25 protein-coding genes and 1 pseudogene are annotated in these 21156 nt (G+C 71.0%); 7 read left to right on the top strand and 19 right to left on the bottom strand.

Features of this window, described 5'->3' with window-relative positions; all coding sequences use genetic code 11:
- Nucleotides 1-36: 36 nt before the first annotated feature.
- Complete coding sequence (gene mgrA / locus DNK56_RS23930) at nucleotides 37-1077, top strand: L-glyceraldehyde 3-phosphate reductase (protein WP_111337914.1); 1041 nt, start codon at nucleotides 37-39, stop codon at nucleotides 1075-1077.
- Between the two features lie 289 nt (nucleotides 1078-1366).
- On the opposite strand, the gene DNK56_RS23925 is transcribed toward mgrA, so the two are convergent.
- From DNK56_RS23925 to DNK56_RS23915, 3 genes are all read right to left on the bottom strand, one after another.
- Complete coding sequence (locus DNK56_RS23925) at nucleotides 1367-1825, bottom strand: hypothetical protein (RefSeq protein ID WP_111337913.1); 459 nt, start codon at nucleotides 1823-1825, stop codon at nucleotides 1367-1369.
- 83 nt (nucleotides 1826-1908) lie between these two features.
- Nucleotides 1909-2709, bottom strand: a complete 801-nt coding sequence (locus tag DNK56_RS23920; RefSeq protein WP_111337912.1) for a class I SAM-dependent methyltransferase — start codon at nucleotides 2707-2709, stop codon at nucleotides 1909-1911.
- Between the two features lie 123 nt (nucleotides 2710-2832).
- Nucleotides 2833-3543 (bottom strand): prepilin peptidase, encoded by a 711-nt coding sequence (locus DNK56_RS23915; RefSeq protein WP_111337911.1) that lies wholly within the window; start codon nucleotides 3541-3543, stop codon nucleotides 2833-2835.
- 130 nt (nucleotides 3544-3673) lie between these two features.
- On the opposite strand from DNK56_RS23915, the gene DNK56_RS23910 reads away from it, so the two are divergent.
- On the top strand, nucleotides 3674-4054 hold the full coding sequence (locus DNK56_RS23910; RefSeq protein WP_199563642.1) for a DUF192 domain-containing protein: 381 nt from the start codon (nucleotides 3674-3676) through the stop codon (nucleotides 4052-4054).
- Between the two features lie 21 nt (nucleotides 4055-4075).
- Here DNK56_RS23910 and DNK56_RS23905 read toward each other — a convergent pair whose 3' ends face one another.
- Nucleotides 4076-4669: a hypothetical protein gene (locus DNK56_RS23905; protein ID WP_111337910.1), complete on the bottom strand. Its 594-nt coding sequence runs from the start codon at nucleotides 4667-4669 to the stop codon at nucleotides 4076-4078.
- Nucleotides 4670-4857: 188 nt separating this feature from the next.
- Between DNK56_RS23905 and DNK56_RS23900 the strand changes: the two genes are divergently transcribed.
- The 3 genes and pseudogenes from DNK56_RS23900 to DNK56_RS23890 form a co-directional block, all read left to right on the top strand.
- Nucleotides 4858-5358 carry a DinB family protein gene (locus DNK56_RS23900; protein ID WP_111337909.1) on the top strand — a complete coding sequence of 167 codons (501 nt, stop codon included), beginning with the start codon at nucleotides 4858-4860 and terminating at the stop codon, nucleotides 5356-5358.
- Between the two features lie 83 nt (nucleotides 5359-5441).
- Nucleotides 5442-5831 carry a hypothetical protein gene (locus DNK56_RS23895; protein WP_111337908.1) on the top strand — a complete coding sequence of 130 codons (390 nt, stop codon included), beginning with the start codon at nucleotides 5442-5444 and terminating at the stop codon, nucleotides 5829-5831.
- Between the two features lie 209 nt (nucleotides 5832-6040).
- Nucleotides 6041-7357: pseudogene (locus DNK56_RS23890) on the top strand (ABC-F family ATP-binding cassette domain-containing protein); the annotation flags it as partial.
- 84 nt (nucleotides 7358-7441) lie between these two features.
- Here DNK56_RS23890 and DNK56_RS23885 read toward each other — a convergent pair.
- On the bottom strand, nucleotides 7442-7930 hold the full coding sequence (locus DNK56_RS23885) for an ATP-binding protein (RefSeq protein WP_111337907.1): 489 nt from the start codon (nucleotides 7928-7930) through the stop codon (nucleotides 7442-7444).
- Between the two features lie 262 nt (nucleotides 7931-8192).
- Between DNK56_RS23885 and DNK56_RS23880 the strand changes: the two genes are divergently transcribed.
- The gene (locus DNK56_RS23880; protein WP_111337906.1) at nucleotides 8193-9044 is read left to right on the top strand and encodes a helix-turn-helix domain-containing protein; all 852 of its coding nucleotides are present in this window, start codon (nucleotides 8193-8195) and stop codon (nucleotides 9042-9044) included.
- Between the two features lie 10 nt (nucleotides 9045-9054).
- Nucleotides 9055-9246 (top strand): hypothetical protein, encoded by a 192-nt coding sequence (locus DNK56_RS23875; RefSeq protein WP_111337905.1) that lies wholly within the window; start codon nucleotides 9055-9057, stop codon nucleotides 9244-9246.
- A gap of 128 nt (nucleotides 9247-9374) precedes the next feature.
- Here DNK56_RS23875 and DNK56_RS23870 read toward each other — a convergent pair whose 3' ends face one another.
- The 14 genes from DNK56_RS23870 to DNK56_RS23805 form a co-directional block, all read right to left on the bottom strand.
- Nucleotides 9375-9911, bottom strand: coding sequence for a BsuBI/PstI family type II restriction endonuclease (locus tag DNK56_RS23870; protein ID WP_241990067.1), 537 nt, complete (start codon nucleotides 9909-9911; stop codon nucleotides 9375-9377).
- Nucleotides 9912-9997: 86 nt separating this feature from the next.
- Entirely contained in the window at nucleotides 9998-10969 is a 972-nt protein-coding gene (locus tag DNK56_RS23865) for a MarR family transcriptional regulator (RefSeq protein ID WP_199563643.1), read from the bottom strand.
- A gap of 378 nt (nucleotides 10970-11347) precedes the next feature.
- On the bottom strand, nucleotides 11348-11995 hold the full coding sequence (locus tag DNK56_RS23860; protein ID WP_111337903.1) for an OmpA family protein: 648 nt from the start codon (nucleotides 11993-11995) through the stop codon (nucleotides 11348-11350).
- Entirely contained in the window at nucleotides 11992-12585 is a 594-nt protein-coding gene (locus DNK56_RS23855; protein ID WP_241990066.1) for a hypothetical protein, read from the bottom strand. The genes DNK56_RS23860 and DNK56_RS23855 overlap by 4 nt, the downstream gene beginning before the upstream one ends.
- A 29-nt stretch (nucleotides 12586-12614) precedes the next feature.
- Entirely contained in the window at nucleotides 12615-13304 is a 690-nt protein-coding gene (locus DNK56_RS23850; RefSeq protein WP_111337902.1) for a pilus assembly protein TadG-related protein, read from the bottom strand.
- Nucleotides 13301-13534, bottom strand: a complete 234-nt coding sequence (locus DNK56_RS23845) for a hypothetical protein (RefSeq protein WP_111337901.1) — start codon at nucleotides 13532-13534, stop codon at nucleotides 13301-13303. Before DNK56_RS23845 ends, DNK56_RS23850 begins: the two co-directional genes overlap by 4 nt.
- Nucleotides 13535-13744: 210 nt before the next feature.
- On the bottom strand, nucleotides 13745-14632 hold the full coding sequence (locus tag DNK56_RS23840) for a DUF5936 domain-containing protein (protein WP_111337900.1): 888 nt from the start codon (nucleotides 14630-14632) through the stop codon (nucleotides 13745-13747).
- 37 nt (nucleotides 14633-14669) lie between these two features.
- Nucleotides 14670-15608: a type II secretion system F family protein gene (locus DNK56_RS23835; RefSeq protein WP_111337899.1), complete on the bottom strand. Its 939-nt coding sequence runs from the start codon at nucleotides 15606-15608 to the stop codon at nucleotides 14670-14672.
- A 50-nt stretch (nucleotides 15609-15658) separates the two neighbouring features.
- Entirely contained in the window at nucleotides 15659-16999 is a 1341-nt protein-coding gene (locus DNK56_RS23830; RefSeq protein ID WP_111337898.1) for a CpaF family protein, read from the bottom strand.
- 42 nt (nucleotides 17000-17041) lie between these two features.
- Complete coding sequence (locus DNK56_RS23825; RefSeq protein ID WP_111337897.1) at nucleotides 17042-17458, bottom strand: TadE/TadG family type IV pilus assembly protein; 417 nt, start codon at nucleotides 17456-17458, stop codon at nucleotides 17042-17044.
- A complete protein-coding gene (locus tag DNK56_RS23820; protein ID WP_111337896.1) occupies nucleotides 17452-17886 on the bottom strand; it encodes a TadE/TadG family type IV pilus assembly protein in 435 nt (144 codons plus the stop codon). The genes DNK56_RS23825 and DNK56_RS23820 overlap by 7 nt, the downstream gene beginning before the upstream one ends.
- A gap of 39 nt (nucleotides 17887-17925) precedes the next feature.
- Complete coding sequence (locus DNK56_RS23815) at nucleotides 17926-19173, bottom strand: AAA family ATPase (RefSeq protein WP_111337895.1); 1248 nt, start codon at nucleotides 19171-19173, stop codon at nucleotides 17926-17928.
- A 7-nt stretch (nucleotides 19174-19180) separates the two neighbouring features.
- Complete coding sequence (gene cpaB, locus DNK56_RS23810; RefSeq protein WP_111337894.1) at nucleotides 19181-19894, bottom strand: Flp pilus assembly protein CpaB; 714 nt, start codon at nucleotides 19892-19894, stop codon at nucleotides 19181-19183.
- A 93-nt stretch (nucleotides 19895-19987) separates the two neighbouring features.
- Nucleotides 19988-20824, bottom strand: a complete 837-nt coding sequence (locus DNK56_RS23805) for a hypothetical protein (RefSeq protein WP_111337893.1) — start codon at nucleotides 20822-20824, stop codon at nucleotides 19988-19990.
- Nucleotides 20825-21156 lie beyond the last annotated feature (332 nt).

Below are 21156 nucleotides of genomic sequence, written 5' to 3'. Positions count from 1 at the left end.
CCCGGCCTGTCACAACTCCGTGATAAGGAGAGAATCGTGACTGATTCCTCCTCCCCCTACCTGGCCGCCGGCTCGCGCTACGACTCCATGGAGTACCGGCGCAGCGGACGCAGCGGCCTCAAGCTCCCGGCCGTCTCGCTCGGGCTGTGGCACAACTTCGGCGACGACCGGTCGCTCGCCTCCCAGCGGGCCATCCTGCGCCGCGCCTTCGACCTCGGGGTGACCCACTTCGACCTGGCCAACAACTACGGCCCGCCGGCCGGCTCCGCCGAGCTGAACTTCGGCAAGCTGTTCCGGCAGGACTTCGCCCCGTACCGGGACGAACTGCTCATCTCGACCAAGGCGGGGTACGAGATGCACCCCGGCCCGTACGGGGAGTGGGGGTCCCGCAAGTACCTGCTGTCGTCGCTGGACGCCTCGCTGCGGCGGACCGGCCTGGACTACGTCGACATCTTCTACTCGCACCGCTTCGACCCGGAGACCCCGCTGGAGGAGACGATGGGGGCGCTCGCCTCCGCCGTACGGCAGGGCAAGGCGCTGTACGTGGGGGTGTCCTCGTACAACTCGGCGCAGACGGCCGAGGCGGCGCGGCTGCTGCGGGAGATGGGGGTGCCGGCCCTGATCCACCAGCCGTCCTACTCGATGATCAACCGCTGGACCGAGGAGGACGGGCTGCTGGACACGCTGGAGGCGGCCGGTATGGGCTGCATCTCCTTCGTGCCGCTGGCCCAGGGACTGCTGACCGGCAAGTATCTGAACGGCATCCCGGAGGGTTCGCGCGCGACGCAGGGCAAGTCGCTCGACCCCGAGCTGCTGTCGGACGAGGTGGTCCGCCGGCTCAACGGACTGAACGACATCGCGCGCCGCCGGGGCCAGTCGCTGGCGCAGCTGGCCCTGACCTGGGTGCTGCGCGACAGCCGTATGACGTCGGCCCTGATCGGCGCGTCGAGCGTGGCGCAGCTGGAGGAGAACGTGGCGGCGCTCGCGGGCCCGGCGCTGACGGCCGGGGAGCTGACGGAGATCGACGCGTTCGCGGTGGACACCGAGGGCACCAACATCTGGGCCGCGCGCGGCTGAGGGCGGCGCCCAACCGCCTTGCCCCTTGCGGGGCATGAGAAAACGGGCCGGTCCGTGGGGGGGGTTACGGACCGGCCCGAGGGGGGGTTTCCACCATAACCCTTCGTAAGGGATGGTGGGCGCCGCGGCGCGGAATAATTACTCTCCGAGAGTGAAAGGCTGCGCTCCGGAGACGACCTCCGCCTCTTCGTACGGCTGTGACCTGCGTGGATGCCCGCGTGTGCCGGAGCGGTGCCGCGGCGGCGGACGATACGTCCACAGGATGTCCACATTCCGTTCGGCGCGGCGGTCAGGTCGCGGCGGCCGCGCCCCGGTGGCCGCGGGTGAAACGGACGCCCACGGTGTCCCCGCCGACGACGACGAACCGGCCGCCCTCGCAGCGGATCACGGCCTCGTGGACCTCGCCCCGCTCGTCCCTGCGCTCATCGGTGCTGAGCACGGTCCAGCCGCCGTCCGGGGGCTGCGGCAGCCCGGCCGGTTCGGCGAACTCCCACTGCGCGGCGGGCACACACCAGTCGGGCAGGTGCGGCCAGGTGCCGGCGCCCACGTGCAGGGTGCCGTCGGAGGCGCAGGTCAGCCGGACCGACTGGCCGTCGTCGAGCACGAAGGAGACGGCCTCGGGCTCGCCCATGCGGCCCTCGGGGCGGTAGAAGATCCCGAGCACGCCGATGATCCTGGCTCCCTTGAGCCACTCGGCGCCGCCCCGGCGCGGGCCGGGCACGGTGTCCTCGTCGGTGCCGCGGTCCATGGCCTGCTCCTTCCCCTCGGCACAACACCCCCGAGCGCTCGCGACCAGAGTGCCATCCTTCGGGCCGGTCGCGGGCGGCGGGCTCACGCGGGCTTGCGGGCCTCGATCAGGAACCGGCTGGTGTGGGCGACGAACGGGCCCCCGCTCTCCAGCCGGTGGTGCAGTGCGCGCAGTCGGGGGCGGTAGCGCTCGACGGTGAATCCGGGCACCATCCAGATCACCTTGCGCAGGAAGTAGACGACGGCGCCGATGTCGAAGAACTCGGTGCGCAGCCGTTCCGCCCGCAGGTCGACGACCTCCAGACCGGCCGCCTCGGCGTCGGCCCGTGCCCGCTCCGGGTCGCGCGCGCCGCGCACCTCGGGCGGCTGGGGGCCGAGGAAGTACTCGACGAGTTCGAAGACGCCGGCGGGTCCGACCTGTTGGGAGAAGTACGTGCCGCCGGGGGCCAGCACCCGTGCGATCTCGTCCCACCAGGTGGTCACCGGGTGGCGGCTGACGACCAGGTCGAACGCCGCGTCGCCGAACGGCAGCGGCGGCTCGTCCTCGTCCGCGACGACGACGGCCCCGAGCGGGTGCAGCAGCGCGGTGGCGCGGGCGATGTTCGGCGGCCAGGACTCGGTGGCCGCGGTGAGCGGCGGCAGCTTCGGTACGGAGGCCAGCACCTCGCCGCCGCCCGTCTGGATGTCGAGCGCCGCCCGCGCGCGGCCCATCCGCTCCCCCATGGCCCGCGTGTACCCCCAGGACGGCCGCTGCTCGGTGGCCCGCCCGTCCAGCCAGGAGAAGTCCCAGCCGGCCACGGAGACGGTGTCGGCCTCGGCGACCAGCGCGTCGAACCGGTCGTCCTCGCCGGGCAGGGGCGCGGTGTCGTCGGGGGTGGCGGGCATGGGTCCATGGTCGCAGGGGCGGGCGGCCGGACGCGACCGGATTACGGGGTGGCGCGCCGGGCGCGGACCGGGGCCGTACCCCTCGCGGACCGGGCCGGCGGGCCGTCCGGCGGCGGGCCGCGGTCAGGCCGCCAGGCCGCCGAAGAGCAGCCCCAGGAACCCGCCGGCGATCATGAACGGGCCGAAGGGGATGCCCGTCCTGCGGCCCGCCCTGCGCAGGGCGACGAGCACCACCCCGTACACCGCGCCGAGCAGGAAGCCGGCGAAGCCTCCGGTGAAGACGACCGCCCAGCCGTACCAGCCGAGGACGGTGCCCAGGGAGAGGGCGAGTTTGACGTCGCCGAAGCCCATCCCGTTCGGGTTGATGAGGAAGAGCAGGAAGTAGAACGCGCCCAGGGCGAGCCCGCCGAGCAGCGCGGAGAGCCAGGAGCCCGCGTGTTCCGGCAGCAGGGCCGCCAGGCCGAGCAGCATGACGGCCGCCGCGGCGGCGGGCAGCGTCAGCCCGTCCGGCAGCCGGTGCACGCGGTGGTCGATGCTCGCCAGGAGCACGGCGACCGGGGCGAGCAGCAGCCACACCGCCAGTTCGGGCCGGGTCCCGGTGGTGGCGGCGAGGGCGGCGCAGGCGAGGGCGGTGACGACGGGGGCGAGGCGGTGGGGGGCGTACGGGGCGGTGCCCAGCCAGCCGCGCGCGGGGCCGGTGAGGGGGCGGCCGTCCGGGCGAGCGGTCCGCCGGGGTTCGCCGGGCGGCACGGCGAACCGGTAGGCGGCGCGCGGGACCAGCAGTCCGGCCAGGGCACCCCAGAGCGCGGCGGCCCCTGTCAGCATGGCGTACACCTGAGCGATCCTAATCTCCGTACGGGCGCACGGCCTTGGCCCCCGGGGGGGGGTGCCTGACGGACACCCCTTGTGCCCCTTCCGCACCGATTCGGCTCCGCCGTCCGTCCGGCGCCGCTACCGTCGGGCCATGGCTCGATGGCGCGACGGCACGGGGACGCTCACGATCACGGACCGGGACGGGGTGACGGAGACCCATGTGCCGCTCCGGATCGCGGCCTCCTTCCGGCACCGGACGCGCGGGCTGCTCGGGCGGGACGGGGTGGACGGGGCGCTGATGATCACGCCGTGCGGGAGTGTGCACTCGTTCCGGATGCGGTTCGCCATCGATGTGGCGTACCTGGACGGCAGGTTCAACGTGCTGGAGATCCACACGATGCGGCCGGGCCGGCTGGGGCTGCCCCGGCCGCGCGGACGCCATGTGATCGAGGCGGAGGCGGGCGCGATGGCGGCGTGGGGGATGCGGCCGGGCGGCCAGGTGCGGATCGTCCAGCATGCGGTGGACGGCTGACGGGCGCCTCGTGGCCTTCCGTCAGCGGAGGGCCACGTCGCTGCCGTACACCACCCACGGCGACTGCTCGAAGGAGTTCACCCCGGACAACTGCGGCTGGGCGGCGGCCACTTCGGGCAGGACGGCGAGCGTGTCCGGCCAGCAGTCGAAGTACACCGATCCCTTGACGATGAAGCCGCGCCAGTCGGTGGCCACGGAGGCGCCCTCGCGGTCGAGGACGAAGCCGACGCAGAGCAGTGAGGCGCGCCCGATCGCCTCGCGTATCACGCGCACCAGCCGTTCCTCGTCGGCGCGGTCCAGCGGGCCCAGGCCGAAGCGCAGTTCCACGGTGCCGTCCTCGCCCCGGCTGATCCGGGCCCGTATCTCCGCCCCGCCGGGGAGCCAGAGCAGGAAGTCGACCCGGTCGAGGCGTTGCAGCCCGGCCAGCAGCACCAACTGGTCGCGGGTCACCCAGGACTGGGTGCCGGACGGGTCGCTGCCGGGGCTGATCAGCGTGATGCGCCGGGTGGCGGGGTGGTCGGCCCGTACGCCCGCCGCCTCCAGATCACCGAGCAGGGACTCCGCGTCGGGGCGGCTCCAGCACAGGTGGTACGAGCAGAAGAATCCGTCACTCATCGGCGCGTCACCTCGTGGTCGGGACCACCAGCGTAGAGCCAACTCCTGGTCCGGGTCCCGTGGTCCGGCGCACGGGTGCGGCGCGCGGCGTGCGGCGTGCGGGTGCGGAGTACGGGTCCGGCGCGCGGGTCTGGCGCGCGGCGAAATGTCTTGGACACGGGCATGCCGCTCCGTGAGGCTGTACGACCATGACACGCACCGACTCACCTCCCGCCCGCGACGAGCGCACCCAGCTGGCCACCTTCCTCGACTACACCCGCGCCACCGCGCTGGCCAAGTGCGACGGGCTCTCCCAGGAGAACGCCGTCCGCTCGCCCCTGCCGGGCTCCCCGCTGATGACGCTCGCGGGGATCGTCAACCATCTGCGCTGGGTCGAGTACTACTGGTTCGAGGTGGTGTTCCTCGGCGGCGAGGACGAGGGGCCGTGGACGGACGAGGACCCGGACCGCGAGATGCGGATCGCCGTCGACATGCCGCTCGCCGACGTGCTGCGCGAGTACCGGGAGCAGAGCGCCCGCTACCGGGAGCTGGTCGCGGCCCACGACCTGGACACCCTCGCCGTGCGGGAGCGGCACGGCCGCCGCCCCGATCTGCGCTGGATCGTCCTGCACCTCATCGAGGAGACGGCCCGCCACAACGGCCACATCGACATCATCCGGGAGATCCTGGACGGGACGACCGGGGACTGACCGCGGCCCCGCACCGGGCGGGCACGCGTCATCGGGGCCGGAGCGCGGCCCCGTTGTCGTACCCCGCCCGTACGCTCCCTCCCATGAGCGTCTCCCTCTACTACACCGCCCGCCGGGCCACGCCGCTGAGCGAGTCCGAGCAGGCCGCCGTCACCCGCGTCACCGGCGCGCGCCAGGCATCGTTCCCGTACGAGGACGAGGAGAGCCTGTACGTGTACGACCCCCGCGCCGCGGAGCCGGGGACCGTCCTCGACGGCTCCACGAAGATGCCGTTCGATCCCGGCCGGCTGCTGCCGGTGGTCGCCCATGTGCTGGATTCCGTCACGGAGCTGCGCCGGGCGCTGCCCGATGCCGAGTGGCATGTGCACATGGACGACCTGGACATCGAGTGGGACGAGGCCGCCGGCTACGAACTGCCCGGCATGCGCGACGCGGACCTCGCGGCCGAGCTGGCGGCGGAGGGGGAACGCTGAACCGCTGAGGGGTCGTCAGGGTTCGGAAAAGCGTTTGCGGGGGTTCCGGCCCCCGCCTACCTTGGCACCCATGGGTTCTCTGTGACATCCCCCGCGCGTCCGCGTCGAGCACCGCTCCGCGGAACGCGTCCTCTCGCACACCACATCACCGCATCACCGCGTGCCCGTCGGCACGCGCCGATCGGCTGGGCCGGGAACAGGGGGCTTTCATGCACACCGCACAGCTATCTCTCCAGAACATCACCCGCCGCTACGACGACCACGTCGTGCTGGACGACGTCACCTTCAGCGTGCGGCCCGGCGAACGGGCCGGGATCATCGGCGACAACGGGGCCGGCAAGTCCACGCTGCTCCGGCTGATCGCCGGTCAGGACCGGCCCGACAACGGCGAGCTGACCGTGGCCGCGTCCGGCGGCACCGGCTACCTCGCCCAGTCGCTCGACCTGCCCGCCGGGGCCACCGTGCAGCACGCGGTGGACGCCGCGCTCGCCGGACTGCGGGCGCTGGAGGCCCGGATGCGCCGGGCCGAGGCCGGGCTCACGGGTCTGGCCGGGGCGGAGCCGGCCGCCGCGCTGGACCGGTACGCCGAGCTGGTCGCCCGGTACGAGGCGCGGGCCGGTTACGAGGCCGACGCGCGGGTGGACATCGCCCTGCACGGCCTCGGGCTGCCCGGCCTGGACCGCGACCGCCCGCTGTCCACCCTGTCGGGCGGGGAGCGGGCGCGGCTGGCGCTCGCCGGAACGCTGGCGTCCCGGCCGGAGCTGCTGCTGCTGGACGAGCCGACCAACGACCTGGACGACCGGGCGGTTGCCTGGCTGGAGGCGCATCTGCGGGCGCACCGGGGCACGGTGCTCGCGGTCACCCACGACCGGGTGTTCCTGGAGCGGGTCACCACGACGATCCTGGAGGTCGGCGAGGGCCGGGTCACCCGGTACGGCGACGGCTACGGGGGGTACCTCGCCGCGAAGGCCGCGGAGCGCCGGCGCCGGCTGCGGGAGTACGCGCGGTGGTGCGAGGAACTGGCCCGCAACCGGGAGCCGGCCGCCGCCAACGTGGGCCGGCTGGACGCCATTCCGCGCAAGGTGCCGCTCAGCGTGTTCGGGCACGGCGGCTTCCGGGCGCGGGGGCGGGGACACGGGGCGATGGTCCGCATCCGCAACGCGAAGGAGCGCGTCGAGCGGCTCACGGAGCGGCCGGTCGCGCCGCCGCCGGACCCGCTGGTGTTCGCGGCGCCGATCGTCACCGCCACCCCGGAGGGCGGCGCGCCCGCCGTCGCGGCGGAGCTGACCGGCGTACGGGTGGGGGCCCGGCTGTCCGTTCCGGCGCTGCGCGTCGGCGGCGGCGAACGGCTGCTGGTCACGGGGCCCAACGGGGCCGGCAAGTCGACGCTGATGCGGGTGCTCGCCGGTGAGCTGCGGCCCGACGCGGGGACGGTGCGCACGCGGGGGCGGGTCGGTCATCTGCGCCAGGAGGAGACGCCGTGGCCGCCCGGCCTGACGCTCCCGGAGGCGTACGCGCTCGGGCGCGGACACGCGTGGAGCCGAGGCACCCGCCCTCGGGGGCCAGCCACATGACACCGGCCAACTCACGCGAACATGCGGAACTCGGGGTCAACGCGGCAGTTCGACCCAGGACTTGGAGCCCCGCATGGGTTGCGGGGCCTCGCACATACCCCACTCTCCTCCCCAGTCATCGACGACCGCCGCGAGCAGCCAGAGCGCCCGTCGACGCCGCACCTCGCAGAGCGCGGCCGTGTCCGGCTCGACGTGGTGCGGGTGCTGGTCCCAGACGAGAAGCCGGACCGCGTCCTCGCGGTGCCGGAGGGATACGTACAGTTCACGCCCCGGGGTCAGCCTCGCGGTGACGGACACGAGCTCGTTCACCGCGTGCGACACCGGCCAGACGTACGCGGTGAGCCCGTTGGCCTTCAGCGCGACAGCCGTCGCCGTACGGGCGATGGACGCGCTGCGGATGTCACCGGGGAGCGTGAAGCTCAGGCCGGGCCCGCCTCGCGTGCGCCCCTTGGGGTGCGGGCCGGGCGGCGGGGCGTACGAGGTTCCGGCGGCGGGGCAGAGTGAAGTGAGCGGCGAAACGCGCATGGGTGACTCCCTGACGAGGGCGGTGCGGTACGTGGACGAGCTGTGGCCTGTCTCCCTGACGCGGAACCGCCCCTCCCAGGGAAGGAGGCTGCGGGCAGGACCGCGCGATGCACTTCGGCTCGCCTTTGCGTGAGCAGTGCGCTACCGAATGTAGCGCCGAAGGGGCAAAATTGCCCTGCCTATCTCCCAATCCCACCCTTTCGTGGGCATCGGGCCCGCTCACGCGGCAGACTGCCGGTGATCGCGCGCAGAAAGGAACGGCATGTCAGCCAGGAGGTCTCCGACAGAGCGTCAGAAACGGCTCGGGGCCGAGCTGCGGCGAATGCGGATGTCGGGCAGCCTGTCAGCTGAATCCGCGGCAAGCCTGCTCGGCGTCGACAGGCCCAAGATCTCGAACATCGAGGCCGGCACACGTCCCATCAGTGCGGAGCGCCTGCGCGAACTTGCCCTCAACTGTGGCTGCACGGATGAGACTTACGTCGACGGGCTCGTCGAACTGGCGCAGCCGAGCGGCCGGGGCTGGTGGGAAGGGTACCGGGGCTCGCTGCCGCCGGGGCTGCTCGACATCGCCGAACTGGAGTCATCGGCGCGACGGATGCGAGCCGCGTACCCGCTGCACATCCCGGGCCTCCTCCAGATCGCGGAACATGCCCTGGCCCTCTTCCGCGTGGTCATCCCCCGACTCCCGGAGGAAGCGGTGCGGCAAAGGCTCCTGCACCGCGTCGAACGCCAGGAAGTCCTGGACGGGGATGCGGCGCCCCCATATACGAGCATCATTCACGAGGCCGCCCTTCGCACGCAGTTCGGCGGGCCCGCTGTTGCCCGCTCGCAGCTGGACCATCTGCTGAAGAAGTCGGAACAGCCGAACGTGACCGTTCTGGTGATCCCCTTCGAGGCAGGGGCGTTTCCCGGTGCCGGGCAGACCGTCCTGTACGCCGAGGGGCCGGTGCCCCGGCTCGACACGGTTCAGATCGACAATTCCCACGGCCCTCTCTTCCTGCACGAGGAGGCGCAGTTGGCCAAGTACCGGGCGCATCTGGACTGGATGGAGAACATCGCGCTGCCGCCGGAACGCACGCGGGACTTCATTCACGCCATCGCACGTCAGCTCTGAGGAGACAGTCATGTCCGACGTCATATGGGAAGAGCCGTTCTGCGGCGAGGGCAATTCCTGCTTCCGGATCGGTACCGACAACCAGGGGCGGAGCTACATCGCCGTCGCTGGTGACGAGGAGCACGCCCTCACTGACAGCCGCGAGGCCCTCGCGCAGATGATCCAGGACATCAAAGCCGGCAAGGCGGACCACTTGCTCTGACGTCCGCTTCCGGGCACGACGTGTGCTTCGGGATACCGGTCCTGCCCGCGACCCTCACGTCGCAGAGCGACCGGACGACGTTGCCAGGACCCTGGGGCCGCTCCGCCTCGCGGGGCGGCCCTCGTCGTCTACTCGTGAGTCTCGCCGTAGGGACCGAGGAAGCGCTCGCCGTTGAAGTGCACCATGTGTGTCTCCTCCTCCGCGACCCAGACCTCTGTTTCCCACGCGATGTCGGCCACGAACTGTCGGAACTTCTTTTTCGTCTGGAAGGCGGTGACGAAAACCAGCCCCGGGCGCGCCCCCTCGAAGAGCTTCTTGAGCTGTGCGACCCGTAGACCGTTGACCGGCCCGGTGGAGGTGACCGCCTCCACGAGCACCAGCCAGTCCCTGTCCGTGTAGTGGATGAGCACGTCGGGCATCTTGCCGTGGGCATCCACGATCACGCCGAGCTCCGCGAGGTACTCGGGCTTGTTGACGATCCACTTGGAGCCCGTGTCGCCCAGGTAGACGATCGTACCTCCGGGGGCGAACTGCGATGCGAAGCGTTCGACGACGGCCCCTATGAGTTCGCTGTGCTCACCAGGGCTCAGCTTGGCCTCGGTTCGGTCAGGAAGCTTCACGGGCACTCTGAGATCCGTTTTCGCTGCTGCCACCTCTGCTGCCATGGTCCCGGCGTAGCCAGGCCGCACCGAATCCAATGAGCCTGCGGAAACGCCTCGTATGATCACTTCTATCGAACCCGGGGAGGCGTTCAGCGGGCCCTCAGTTGTTCGCGGAGATGTTGTACGTGGGATTGGACGTCGCGGTCGGGGGTGGGGGGCTCGTCAGGGGCGGGGGTGCTGCGGAGGCAGGGGCCGCAGAGGCCGTCGCGGAAGACCTCGGGCGGGCCGGGTGTGCGGCAGTCGGCGCACTCGATCATCAGGTGGCGGGCGGGGGCGGCCCGTGTGACGGGGGCGGGGAGATGCGGCGGGAGCTTGTCGACGAGGCGGCGGCGGACGAAGCCGACGGGTGAGTCGACGGCTTCGGGAAGGCCGGCAGTGAGGGCGCGGGTGAGGTGGTTCGCGTCCGCGCCACGAGCGAACCACTGAGCGGCCAGCTGTTCCAGCGCCACGCAGTCGGCGGCGGACAGGACCAGGCGGGGATCGGTACGGCCGAGCTCTGCCAGGGCGAGGTACGCGGGCGAGGGGCCTTGCGGCTCATCGGTGCGCTGCCGCGGCAGGGCCGGGGCGGGCGCCGGGGCCTCCACCGCCTCCGGGGCGGCGGGTTCGACTGGAACCCAAGACGGCGGCGGGCCCATGGCCGGCTGCGGGGCGCAGCGGGTCTCCTCGGCGGTGAGGAAGGTGGTCCACCACTCGTTGTCGCGGGCCGTGCGCGACCAGAAGGTGCGGGTGACCCAGCGGAGGCCCTCGCCGTCGTCGACCGCGCAGCGGACCTGGCGCAGATGGCCTGCCACGGCCAGGGCGCGCAGTGCGCTGCCGACGGCCATCTGCCCGTACAGGGGCTGGCACTTGGCCAGGGACTTGATGCTCATCGCCGCACCGTCGGGAAGCGTGTCGACGTACCCGGCGATGTACCGCTCCCGCTCGGGCAGGAACGCGAAGTCGTCGGCGGCAGGCGGGCGCTGGCCGGGAACGGCACGCTTGCCGTAACCAGGACTGGCCTTCGGATACGGAGCCGAGCGAGCGGACATCGGCAGGGCGGGGCTAAGGTTCTGTACAGCCACGAGATCGGTCTTTCCTTGGTTTTGCGATCTTGGGGTCAGACCCCGGCCGGTGTGCCAACACTGCGTCGGGGTCGCTTGCGTCTGGCCGCACCGTAAGCAGCCGCGACACCGCGTCGCAAGTCAGTCACCGATAGTCATACTTGCTCGCCGTGACGGGGTAGGGAAGGCGGGAAGGTTTCCCCAACCCCCTCTTTTACCTACCGGTTGTACAACAGCGCTCGACTCTCGTGCCTCGGGTCCCGACCCCCGGGTCCCGAGTTCCGAGCCCCGGGCGGAGCGCCCTCTCCGTACACACGAAAGAGGGAACGGAGCCGTTCCGGAGCTCGGGCCCCGAGACCCGGGGCCCGGGACCCGAACGGAAGACGCGGGCAGTGAGCGTCAGCTCTGCGAGGCGGGTTCGCCGCGCTGGAAGGAGACCTCCACGCGGCGGTTCTTGCGGCGGCCCTCCTCGTTCTCGTTGCTGGCGATCGGGTAGTCCTCGCCGTAGCCCCGGATCTCGAAGGTGATCCCGGTGCCGCCGAGGGCCTCGTCCAGGACGTTGTGCACGGCCTCGGCGCGCTTCTTGGACAGCACGTCGCCGTGCTCGGCCGAGCCGAGGTCGTCGGTGAACCCGAAGACGCGGACCTTCCGGGCGTCCTGCTTCTTGATCTCCTCGGCGATGGCGTTGATGCGCCCCGTGGCCTCGCCGCTGAGCTTGGCGCTGTCCTTGCCGAAGAGCACCTCGGCCTGGAGGGCGAACTTGATGTCGGCGTTGGTGTCCTCGCGCCGCTCCTCACCGCCGAGATCCTCGATGACGGACTTGATGTCGAGCACCTTGGGCGGCGCGAGGGTGGCGCCGTCCGGAAGCTTCAGGTCGGAGTCATTGGAGTCGACCTGTACCGGTGGTTCCGCCGACGCGGAGGGATAGGGACTGTCGTCGGCCACCGCCGACGTTGCCTCGGCTACCCCGAACGCCAGCGCCACGGCGCACGCGGTCATGACGAAGCGGGCCCTTTTCCCCTTCGTGGCGTCGGAGCCGGCACTCATCCTGAGATCTCAATCGTCGCGTTCGGGAACCCTGGGAACTGGAGATCGACCTTGGTGGTCGTGTTGGGCGGGGCGGGGAACTGGGCGAAGAAGTTCAGGCTCTTCCCGGGCTCGATGCTCGAAGCATAGTTGCTGGTGGTGAGCGGCCGGTTGTCCGTGTCCCGGAGGACGTAGTAGCGCTTCTTGCCGACCGAGTCGACCAGTGTCATCGCGGCGAGCGACGGCCCGGTGCCGGCCACGGCTTCCTCCTCCCCGCTCCACACGACCGGCGTCGTGAAGCTCCCACCACCGGAGTTTTTGAAGTCGCCGCTTACGGTGAGAAAGCCGCCGCTGTCTCGCTTGGCTGAGTACACGACCATGTCGATACCCTCATCGTTCTTGAGCGTCGCGAGCGTCTTAGTGCGGTCGGGCAGCGTATCACCCGTTTCACCCTGCTTGCCCTGGTTCTTTCCTGTGTCCGACGAGGCTGCGGATGCCTTGCCTGAGCCCTTGTCGTCACCACCGCACGCCACCACGGAAAACACCAGAGACAAAGCCAGGAGAGCGACAGCCCCAGCGCGACGCACTTTCCTCACGTGCTGGACATTCATTCGAGATCCTTTGCGTTCGTTCGCGATCACTATTCGGCGAGGTGCACGGAGAACAGGTCGGCCATGTCCGGCATAAGCGTCGGGTCCTCGGAATCGACCACCCACACCGGGCCACCGTCACAGCGAACTTTGCCGATCGACGGGGCGACGGCGTCCGAGTCCGGGTCGACAGTTGGGGACGGGTCGGCGGATGGGGCCGGTTCGGTCGACGGGTCCGGTTCGGTCGACGGATCCGGGACCGGCTCCGAGACGAACGTGCAGCGGGGCTCCACAACGGCCACGGCTTCGGCTTCCGCCCTCTTGCCCTCGGTACCCGGAACGACGTTCACACTCATCCCCTTGTCCGACTTCAGTCGGACCCGGTAGCCCCATCGACCATCGGTCAACTCTCCGCACTGCACATCTCCGGCCTTGTTCAAGGCCGCAAAGGCGGATGCCTTCCAGCAGGCGTTACCGGAGCTTCCCGGAAAGGGCTCGTTAAACACAGAAGTAAAGTAATCGGAGTCCGCGAGATGCGTCTTCAGATCCGCTTCGAGAAGGCTTCGCGATTCCTTCGCCACCGCCAGCGCGGAGGCATCGGCAGCACCCTGCGCGCCGTTGCGCTGGACACCGGCTTCCCCTAACGCAAAAAAGACCAACGCGAGGAAGAGAAGACCGACCACCGCTGTGATATACAGCGGCGCGGCTTGTCCCGATTCATCGCCGATCCCCGGTGTCACTTGTTGAGGACCGAATTGATCTTTTCCTTGAACTTGGTTCCGATGGTCGCACCCATCTTGGTGTTGATCAACGCAATCACGATCGCCACCACCAGAATCGTGATGCCCACGTACTCGATCGCCCCCTGGCCCCTGTCCTTCCTTCGCTGCATGTGAGCCACCGTCGTGTTCGCCCAGTGGGTCACGTAAGTCTGCGTACGCACCGCCGCCTTGAGCGTGATGTTCTTCATGAGGATGTCCCCCTCCGAGTTCGACCGACCGGGAATCGGTCGACATTGATCCGTGAGCCCGCCTGGCATCGGCAATGTGCGTCGGTGTGACGCCCCTCATCAAGCCGTACCGTTTCGCCTTCGCCGTCTCACTGCCCATCACCTCCCCCTCCCGCATGCCCAGCTCCGAATGTCCCACAAATGACCCCCCGGGGAAGCCACTTCGCGGCGTCAGCTGCCGAAGATGCCGTTGATGTCGACATCCGCCGCGTAGTAGAAGCCGACCGCGATCAGGATGATCGTGCCCGGCAGCATGAAGCTCGTCACGATCAGCGTCGCCTTGGGTACGGCCTTCGCCGCCTTGCGGCGGGCGTTCTGGGCGTCGGTGCGCCGCATGTCGTTGGCGATCTGGATCAACGTGTCCACGATCGGCGCGCCCAGCTCCTCGCCCTGCTGGAGGGCGGAGACGAACATGGACACCTGTTCGGACTCGTTGCGCCGGCGGAGCTGGTCGAAGGCGTCGCGCCGGCTGACGCCCATGTCCATCTGGCGCAGGGTGATGCGCAGTTCGTCCGCCCAGGGCCCGGTGTACTTCTCCGAGACCCGCTCCAGGGCCTGCCGAAAGCCCAGTCCGGCGGAGACGACGACCGCCAGGACGTCCAGGAAGTCCGGCAACGTACGGTCGATGTCGTCCTTGCGCCGGCTGATCGCGGCCCGGATGATCACGTCCGTCCAGAACAGGCCGTACACGAGCAGGACGACGGCCAGCAGCACCTGACCGTTCATCAGCATGGCGCAGGCCGCCAGGATGCCGAGGCCGCCGTAGACGGCCCGCCGGGCGGCGTAGCGGTCGACGGTCAGGCCGCGCGGGTTGCCGGCCATGTCCAGCTTCCGGCGCATGCGGTCGACGCGCTTGGGGCCCATCAGGGACAGCACCCGGGGCGCGTACGGCATGCCGATGCGGTCGATCGCCGAGGCGGCCGCGCCGGTGCGCGTGGCGCCGACCTCCAGGGCGATGGCGAGGTCGCCGGGCAGTTTGGCGTCGGCGCGGTACATGCGGATGCCGTGGAAGACGCCGAGGACGGCGAGTCCGGCGACGGCCGCGAGCAGCAGTTCCATCTCTGTCTCCTCCTTCTTCTACTACTACTCGCGGCGGTCAGACGCGGACGCGGGTGAGGCGGCTGATGAGGAAGAAGCCGAGGCCGTACAGGCCGGCGGCCACGACGATCGCGATCCGGCCGGCCGCGGCGCCGGCCATGTCGTCCAGGGCTCCGCCGCGCATGCCGTTGATGAGCAGGAGGAAGACGAGGCCGAGGACGGGGACGGCGACGGCGGTGACCTTGACCTGGGAGAGGAGGGTGGTGACCTCGCGCCGGGTCTCCTTGCGTTCCTCAAGCGTGTCGGTGAGGTTGCGCAGCGAGGAGACGATGGTGCCGCCGGCCCGGTTGGAGAGGATGAGGGTGGAGACCAGGACGGTCAGTTCGCGGGAGGGCAGCCGTTCCACGAGTTCGTTGAGGGCGTCGTCCAGGGAGTGGCCGATGGCCAGCCGGTCGGCGACCCGGCGCAGTTCCTCGTGGGCGGGATCGTCCAACTCCTCGACGGCCATGGAGATGGCGGTGCGCAGGGCGAGCCCGGCCTGGGTGGCGTTGGCGAGGACGCGGGTGAGTTCGGGGAGCTGGTTGATGAACGCCTCGGTGCGTTTGGCGCGCTGCCAGTTGAGGAAGGCGTTGCCGCCCCAGGCGCCGACGAGGACGGCGACGAGCCCGAAGAACGGGGCGAAGACGGACGCCGTGACGAAGTAGAGGGCGAGGAGGGCGGCGGCGACGTAGACGGCGTACTCCCCCGGTGTGAGGTCGAGCCCGGTGACGGCGATCTTGCGCTCGATGCGCTTGCCGAGGCGGGTCCGGCGCAGCCGGCGGTCGAGGGTACGGAAGCGCCGGACGCGGCCTTCGATCGCGGGCGGCCCGGTCCGGGACAGCCGTTCGATGAGCGCGCGCTGCTGTTCCCGGCCCGAGGCGAAGACGTGGAGGCCGAGGACGGCGAGGACGCAGGCGAGCAGGGTCACGCCGACCGTCAGGAGCGGGAGGTTGTCCATGTCGGGGGGCCTTCTGGGTGAGCGGCGGGCGGGGCGGGGTGCGGGAGGGCCTACGGGGTCGAGGTGCGGACCAGCAGTTGCTCGTCGGTGTCGGCGATGCCGAAGGCGACCGGGACCGACTCGTTGGCCATGTAGAAGCGTTCGGCGACCCGTCGGGGCACCGGGAAGTACGCGAAGCGCCCGTACACGCGGCCGTCGGCGGCCATGGGCAGGGCGTCGAAGCGGCAGACGGAGACGATGCGGTAGTCCTCGCGGCCGTAGGAGTCGACGACGGCGATCTCGGTGACGCGGCGGGAGCCGTCGCCGTGCCGGGTGAGCTGGATGATCACGTCGACGGCGCTGTTGATCTGGTCGTGGATCGCGGCGAAGGGGATCTCGACCTCGGACATGGAGCTGAGGGTCTGGAGGCGCATCAGGGCGTCCTCCGCGCTGTTGGCGTGGACGGTGGCGAGCGAGCCGTCGTGGCCGGTGGACATGGCCTGGAGCATGTCCAGGGTCTCGCCGCCGCGGACCTCGCCGACGATGATGCGGTCGGGCCGCATGCGCAGCGAGTTGCGGACGAGGTCGCGGATGGTGACCCGGCCCTTGCCCTCGACGTTGGGCGGGCGGCTCTCCAGGGTGATGACGTGGGACTGCTGGAGGCGGAGTTCGGCGGAGTCCTCGATGGTGACGATGCGTTCGCCGCCGGGGATGAGTCCGGAGAGCGCGTTGAGCAGGGTGGTCTTGCCGGTGCCGGTGGCGCCGGAGACGATCACGTTGAACTTGGCGCGGACGAACGAGGCGAGCAGGAGCAGCATGTGCTCGTCCAGCGAGCCGAGGGCGATCATCTCTTCGAGCGTGAAGGCGCGGGGGAAGCGCCGGATGGTGAGGACCGGGCCGGACAGGGAGAGCGGCGGGATGATGACGTTGACGCGCTCGCCGGAGGGGAGCCGGGCGTCGACCATCGGGTTGGACTCGTCCACGCGGCGGTTGACCGTGGAGACGATGCGTTCGATGGTCTGCATCAGCTGCTCGGTGGAGGAGAAGCGCATCGGGAGGAGTTCGAGGCGTCCGCCGCGCTCGACGTAGACCTGGTCGGGGCCGTTGACCATGATCTCGCTGATGGAGGCGTCCTCCAGGAGCGGTTCGAGGATGCCGAGGCCCAGTGCCTCGTCCACGACGCGCCGGATGAGCTGTGAGCGCTCCGCGGAGGACAGGACGGGGCCTTCGCGGCTGATGATGTGGCCGAGGACGCGTTCGAGCCGGGCGCGGCGTTCGGCGGCCGCGAGGGCGGACATCTCGGCGAGGTCGATCTCCTCCAGCAGCTTGGCGCGGTAGACGCCGACGAGCCGGTTCTCCTCGCTCAGGCCGCCGGCCGGTTCGGGGCTGGTGATGCGCGCCCGCAGGCTCATGCGCTGGTCTCCTTCGATTCCTGTGGACGCTTCGGTTCCGGGTCAGTCGCGCGGCATGGTGGCGCTCTTGGTGACGGAGCCGAAGGAGAACATGGGCAGCAGGCTGGGGACGGAAACCCGTACCTCGACGGTGACCGCATCGGCGCCGGTCTCCCGCGTCACGGTGGCCCCGTCGGCGAGCCAGCCGCTCATGGAGGCGAGGGCCACCGACCGGGCCCGGTGCTCCTGGTCCTCGGTGGAGGCCACGCGGGCGGCCGTGCGCGCGGCCGTGCCCGCCTGCTGGGCGGCGTAGACGGCGAGGCCGAGCTGGACGACGGCCAGGGCGACGACGAGGAGCAGGGTGAGTACGCCGACGTACTCGATGGCGGCCTGCCCGCGCTGCCCCTGTCCCTCACTCCGCCCCCGCCCCCGCGGACGCGGATGTCCGCGCCGCGCCCTCGCTCCGGTCGTGTTCACCATGCGTCGCGCCTCTCGTTCCTGGCCTTGGCCTCGCCGGTGGCGTGCAGGGGCAGGCTGAACGCGCCGGGGAACAGCAGCGGCACGTCGAGCCGCACCTTGACGGTGACGAACTCGCCGGACCCTCCGCCGCACTGGACGCTCGCCTTCCAGGAGCCGGGCAGGTCCTCGCGGACCGCCCGTGCGCAGGCGGCGGACTGGCTGCCCTCGGTGACCGCGGCGGCCCTGGCCGCCTTGTCGGCGGCGTTCCCGGCGAGGACGTACGTGTAGCAGACGAGGCCGGCCTGCCAGAGCACGGCCAGGGTGATCAGGATCAGCGGTACGACGCCCACGAACTCGATCGCGGTCTGGCCCCGGTCGCGCGGGGCGGCGGACCGGGCGGGAACGCCGTACGCGGCCGGGTGCCGCCGGTGCGCGGGTAAGAGGTTCATGACGCGACGCCGCCCCTCGGTGTCATCGGTGCCCCGTGTTCACTTCGCCCGGGCCCGGCGGCCGCCCGACGCGGCGCGCTCGCCCCTGGTCCTGCCGGTCCGGGCGGCTCCCTCCGCATTCTTGACGAGGCCGAGTTCGCCGGCCAGCCCCCACAGGGCCTGCTTCACCGCGGACTTGGGGTCCAGGTCCTGGAGCCGTCCGGCGTCCACGACGGCCTGGAGTTCCTTGAAGTTGGCCGGGACGGCGATCCGGGCGACCCGGGTGGCGGTGATCTTCTCGACGAGCGCGGGCTGGATCTCGGTGTGCCGGGTGTGCCGGTTGACCAGGGTGGTGGTCTCCTCGGCCTTGCGGACCTGGAGCCGGTCCCAGAGCCGGACCATGCGCTTGGCGGCCCGGACGGTGATCACGTCGGGGGTGGTGACGAGCAGGGTGCGGTCCGCCATCTCGACGGCCGCCGCATTGGCCGAGTTCATGTACGTACCGCAGTCCACGACGACGACCTCGTAGCGGTGGCGCAGTCCGCTGACCGTCTGGCGTACGACGCGGTCGGTGACGTCCTCGCCGCGCTCGCCCTCGGCGGGTGCGAGAAGCAGGGCGAGGCCGGATTCGTGGTTGTAGAGGGCGTCCTGGAGGACCCGCGGCGAGATGTCCTGGATGGCGGCGAGGTCCACCACGGACCGGCGGAACTGCACGTCGAGGTAGGAGGCGACGTCGCCCGACTGGAGGTCCAGGTCCACCAGGGCGACCGTGTGCCCGGACGCGGCGGCGGCGAGGGCCAGCTGGACGGCGGTGACGGTGGTGCCGACGCCGCCCTTGGCGCCGCAGACCGCGACGACGGTGCCGCCGGGGCCGGTGAAGACCTCGGACCCGGCGCCCAGGTGGCGACGGACCCCGGTGGACCAGCCGGCGGCGGCCTGGACGCGCTGGGCGAGCTCCTCGTACGAGAGGGGCAGGCCGACCAGGCCGCGGGCGCCGGCGTCCATGGCGGCGGAGTACAGGCCGGGGCTCGCGTCGGCGGTGACGAGGACGACGCCGACCGCCGGGAAGCGCAGCGCCACCTCCCGGATCAGCTCCAGGGCCGGGACGGGCCCGATCCGTTCGTGCACGAGGACGACCTCGGGCAGCTCGTCCAGGGATTCGGCGGCGAGCAGGGCGAGGGTGTCCAGCAGTGAGGTCGAGTCGCCGAGCGGGGCGGCGGGCTCCGCGTCGGGGAGCTGGCCGAGCAGCGTGCCGACCGCTCGGGCCGCGTCGGCGTCGCCGACGGCCGGGAGGATGCGTGTGCTCATCCGGTCCTCACTTGTTCTTGTCTTCGTCGAGGTCGTAGCTGCCCTCGCCCGGGCGCAGGGTGGCGCGGCTGCCGTCGGGGAGCAGGGCGAGGCGGACGTGCTCGGCGAAGGACTCCGCGTAGGCCACGCGCTGGGCGTCGTCGGTGTTCAGCGCGAAGGTGATCGGCACGGCCTCGGTGGGGCCGGCGCCGCGGTCGTCCGCGTCGGGTTCGAGTGAGGTCAGCCGGCCGACGTCGATGACCTTGGCGTTGGCGACGATGACGCGCGAGGTGGACTTCTCCCGGTCGGTGCGGCCGGCGAAGGTGGCGTAGATGTTGACGAGGTTGCCCGGCCTGATCTTGCCGGCGACGCCGGTCTCCGCGTCGATCATGATGGCGATCTCCTGCTGCCCGCTCTCCAGGGCGGGCCGGTCGACCAGCATGTCGGCCTGGAGGAGCGAGCCCTTGTGGAGTTCGGTGACGGCGATCTTGCCGCGCAGGGCGGAGAGGTCGGTGACGGCGTTCTCGGAGAGCCAGCGCTCGGGGATCGAGATCTTCTCGAACTGGCCCGCCTCCAGGGGACGGTAGGGCTCGATGGTGGTCTTCACCCGGTACGCGGTGACCTCGGGGCCGACCTTGGAGTTCACGTCACCGATCACCGACAGCACGCCGGCGAAGGCCCCTAGGGCGCACAGGACCGACAGGAGGATCAGGATGACGCCGCGGCGCTGCCGTGCATTCATGGGCGGGGCAACCTCGTTGGGATCTGGGGGCCGGGACGGGCGGGGCGGTGCGGTGCGGTCGGGGGTCTCCCGTGAGGGATTCGGCGTCTCCCGTCAGGGGTTCAGCGCGGCGGGGCCGCGGCTGCGTTCCTCGGGCGGGTTCAGCGGGGCGTTGCACAGGCCGCAGCGGTCGCCGATGAGTTCGTTCCCGCACCAGGTGCAGACCTCTCTGCGCACCGAGGACACCAGTTGGTGGATGAGCGAGATGTCGGGCAGGAAGGCCGCGAACTCGACCAGTTTCGGCGTGCCCCACCAGGTGGCCGACTCGTCGGGCAGCACCGCTTCGTGAACCGCCGTCACCTGCCAGGCGGGGGCCAGCGTCCCGGTCACCCACTCCGAGGCGGACTGGCCCCGGGCGACGACGAGTTGGGTGGCGAACCGGGGTCCGGCGAGTTCGCCCGCACCGACCCTGACGAGCTGGGGCTGCGGGTGGGCGAGGACGGCGAACTGCGAGCCGGGCACCCAGGACTTGGCGTGCGACTTGAGGCCGACCGGCACCCGGTCCAGCCTGGTCACGGAGTGGAGCAGCGCTCCGGCGTACACGTAGTGGGAGAGCAGCCGGGCGGCGGACGCGACCACTCCGGCGCTGAAGTCGCAGACGGACAACTGGCGTAACTGGCGCACCAGGACGGCCACGCCGAGCGGCGGCAGGTCGGACTTGAGCAGGGCGATCCGGTCGCTCTCCAGCACGGCGCGGACGGTGTGCAGCCGGCGCTCGTGCGCGACGGGGAGGCCGGCCGGGTAGACGGCGATGACGTGTTCGTGCTGCTCCAGGAGGATCTGCATATCGGTCAGCGCCTGGTCGAGCGGCTGTTCGGCGGGGGAGCGCAGAACGGCCGCGGGGGGCGTCCGCTGGTCCTGCGGGGGCAGGACCAGGCCGGGACCGGTCACTGCTATGGCTGTCGGCACGCCGTTCCCCGTTCCTCGGGCCGCCGCGTACCGCCGGCCGCACTCGCTCCTGCCGGGTGCGTCCGCTCGGATGCTCCCAACCTTGGGCCGACCACTTTATCCACGTACGGCAGGACGAGAGAACACCTTCAAGAAGCTTGCGGGGCAAGGAGAACGGGGTCTTCCCGCCACACTCTTCGGGCAAACCGGCCTTCCTCGTGGGGCCGGAGACTGCCAGAGGTCTTGACAACTCGATTGGTCTGGACCAGTTTATCGGCCAGCGGTGGCCACCGTTCCTCGATTCCACACACCCCGGCACCCCCCGTGTCGTCCCC

This window comes from Streptomyces sp. AC1-42W (assembly GCF_003248355.1).
Lineage (GTDB): Bacteria > Actinomycetota > Actinomycetes > Streptomycetales > Streptomycetaceae > Streptomyces.
The sequence above is the reverse complement of the archived record's forward strand: the minus strand, read 5'-3'. Positions and strand labels throughout refer to the sequence as shown.

Excerpts from the sequence above, each read along its gene's own strand:
- DNK56_RS23925 (WP_111337913.1), bottom strand. The coding sequence starts at position 1,825 with ATGGACCGCGGCACCGACGAGGACACCGTGCCCGGCCCGCGCCGGGGC.
- DNK56_RS23920 (WP_111337912.1), bottom strand. The coding sequence starts at position 2,709 with ATGCCCGCCACCCCCGACGACACCGCGCCCCTGCCCGGCGAGGACGAC.
- DNK56_RS23910 (WP_199563642.1), top strand. The coding sequence starts at position 3,674 with ATGGCTCGATGGCGCGACGGCACGGGGACGCTCACGATCACGGACCGG.
- DNK56_RS23905 (WP_111337910.1), bottom strand. The coding sequence starts at position 4,669 with ATGAGTGACGGATTCTTCTGCTCGTACCACCTGTGCTGGAGCCGCCCC.
- DNK56_RS23900 (WP_111337909.1), top strand. The coding sequence starts at position 4,858 with ATGACACGCACCGACTCACCTCCCGCCCGCGACGAGCGCACCCAGCTG.
- DNK56_RS23895 (WP_111337908.1), top strand. The coding sequence starts at position 5,442 with ATGAGCGTCTCCCTCTACTACACCGCCCGCCGGGCCACGCCGCTGAGC.
- DNK56_RS23885 (WP_111337907.1), bottom strand. The coding sequence starts at position 7,930 with ATGCGCGTTTCGCCGCTCACTTCACTCTGCCCCGCCGCCGGAACCTCG.
- DNK56_RS23880 (WP_111337906.1), top strand. The coding sequence starts at position 8,193 with ATGTCAGCCAGGAGGTCTCCGACAGAGCGTCAGAAACGGCTCGGGGCC.
- DNK56_RS23875 (WP_111337905.1), top strand. The coding sequence starts at position 9,055 with ATGTCCGACGTCATATGGGAAGAGCCGTTCTGCGGCGAGGGCAATTCC.
- DNK56_RS23870 (WP_241990067.1), bottom strand. The coding sequence starts at position 9,911 with ATGGCAGCAGAGGTGGCAGCAGCGAAAACGGATCTCAGAGTGCCCGTG.
- DNK56_RS23860 (WP_111337903.1), bottom strand. The coding sequence starts at position 11,995 with ATGAGTGCCGGCTCCGACGCCACGAAGGGGAAAAGGGCCCGCTTCGTC.
- DNK56_RS23855 (WP_241990066.1), bottom strand. The coding sequence starts at position 12,585 with ATGAATGTCCAGCACGTGAGGAAAGTGCGTCGCGCTGGGGCTGTCGCT.
- DNK56_RS23845 (WP_111337901.1), bottom strand. The coding sequence starts at position 13,534 with ATGAAGAACATCACGCTCAAGGCGGCGGTGCGTACGCAGACTTACGTG.
- DNK56_RS23840 (WP_111337900.1), bottom strand. The coding sequence starts at position 14,632 with ATGGAACTGCTGCTCGCGGCCGTCGCCGGACTCGCCGTCCTCGGCGTC.
- DNK56_RS23835 (WP_111337899.1), bottom strand. The coding sequence starts at position 15,608 with ATGGACAACCTCCCGCTCCTGACGGTCGGCGTGACCCTGCTCGCCTGC.
- DNK56_RS23830 (WP_111337898.1), bottom strand. The coding sequence starts at position 16,999 with ATGAGCCTGCGGGCGCGCATCACCAGCCCCGAACCGGCCGGCGGCCTG.
- DNK56_RS23825 (WP_111337897.1), bottom strand. The coding sequence starts at position 17,458 with ATGGTGAACACGACCGGAGCGAGGGCGCGGCGCGGACATCCGCGTCCG.
- DNK56_RS23820 (WP_111337896.1), bottom strand. The coding sequence starts at position 17,886 with ATGAACCTCTTACCCGCGCACCGGCGGCACCCGGCCGCGTACGGCGTT.
- DNK56_RS23815 (WP_111337895.1), bottom strand. The coding sequence starts at position 19,173 with ATGAGCACACGCATCCTCCCGGCCGTCGGCGACGCCGACGCGGCCCGA.
- cpaB (WP_111337894.1), bottom strand. The coding sequence starts at position 19,894 with ATGAATGCACGGCAGCGCCGCGGCGTCATCCTGATCCTCCTGTCGGTC.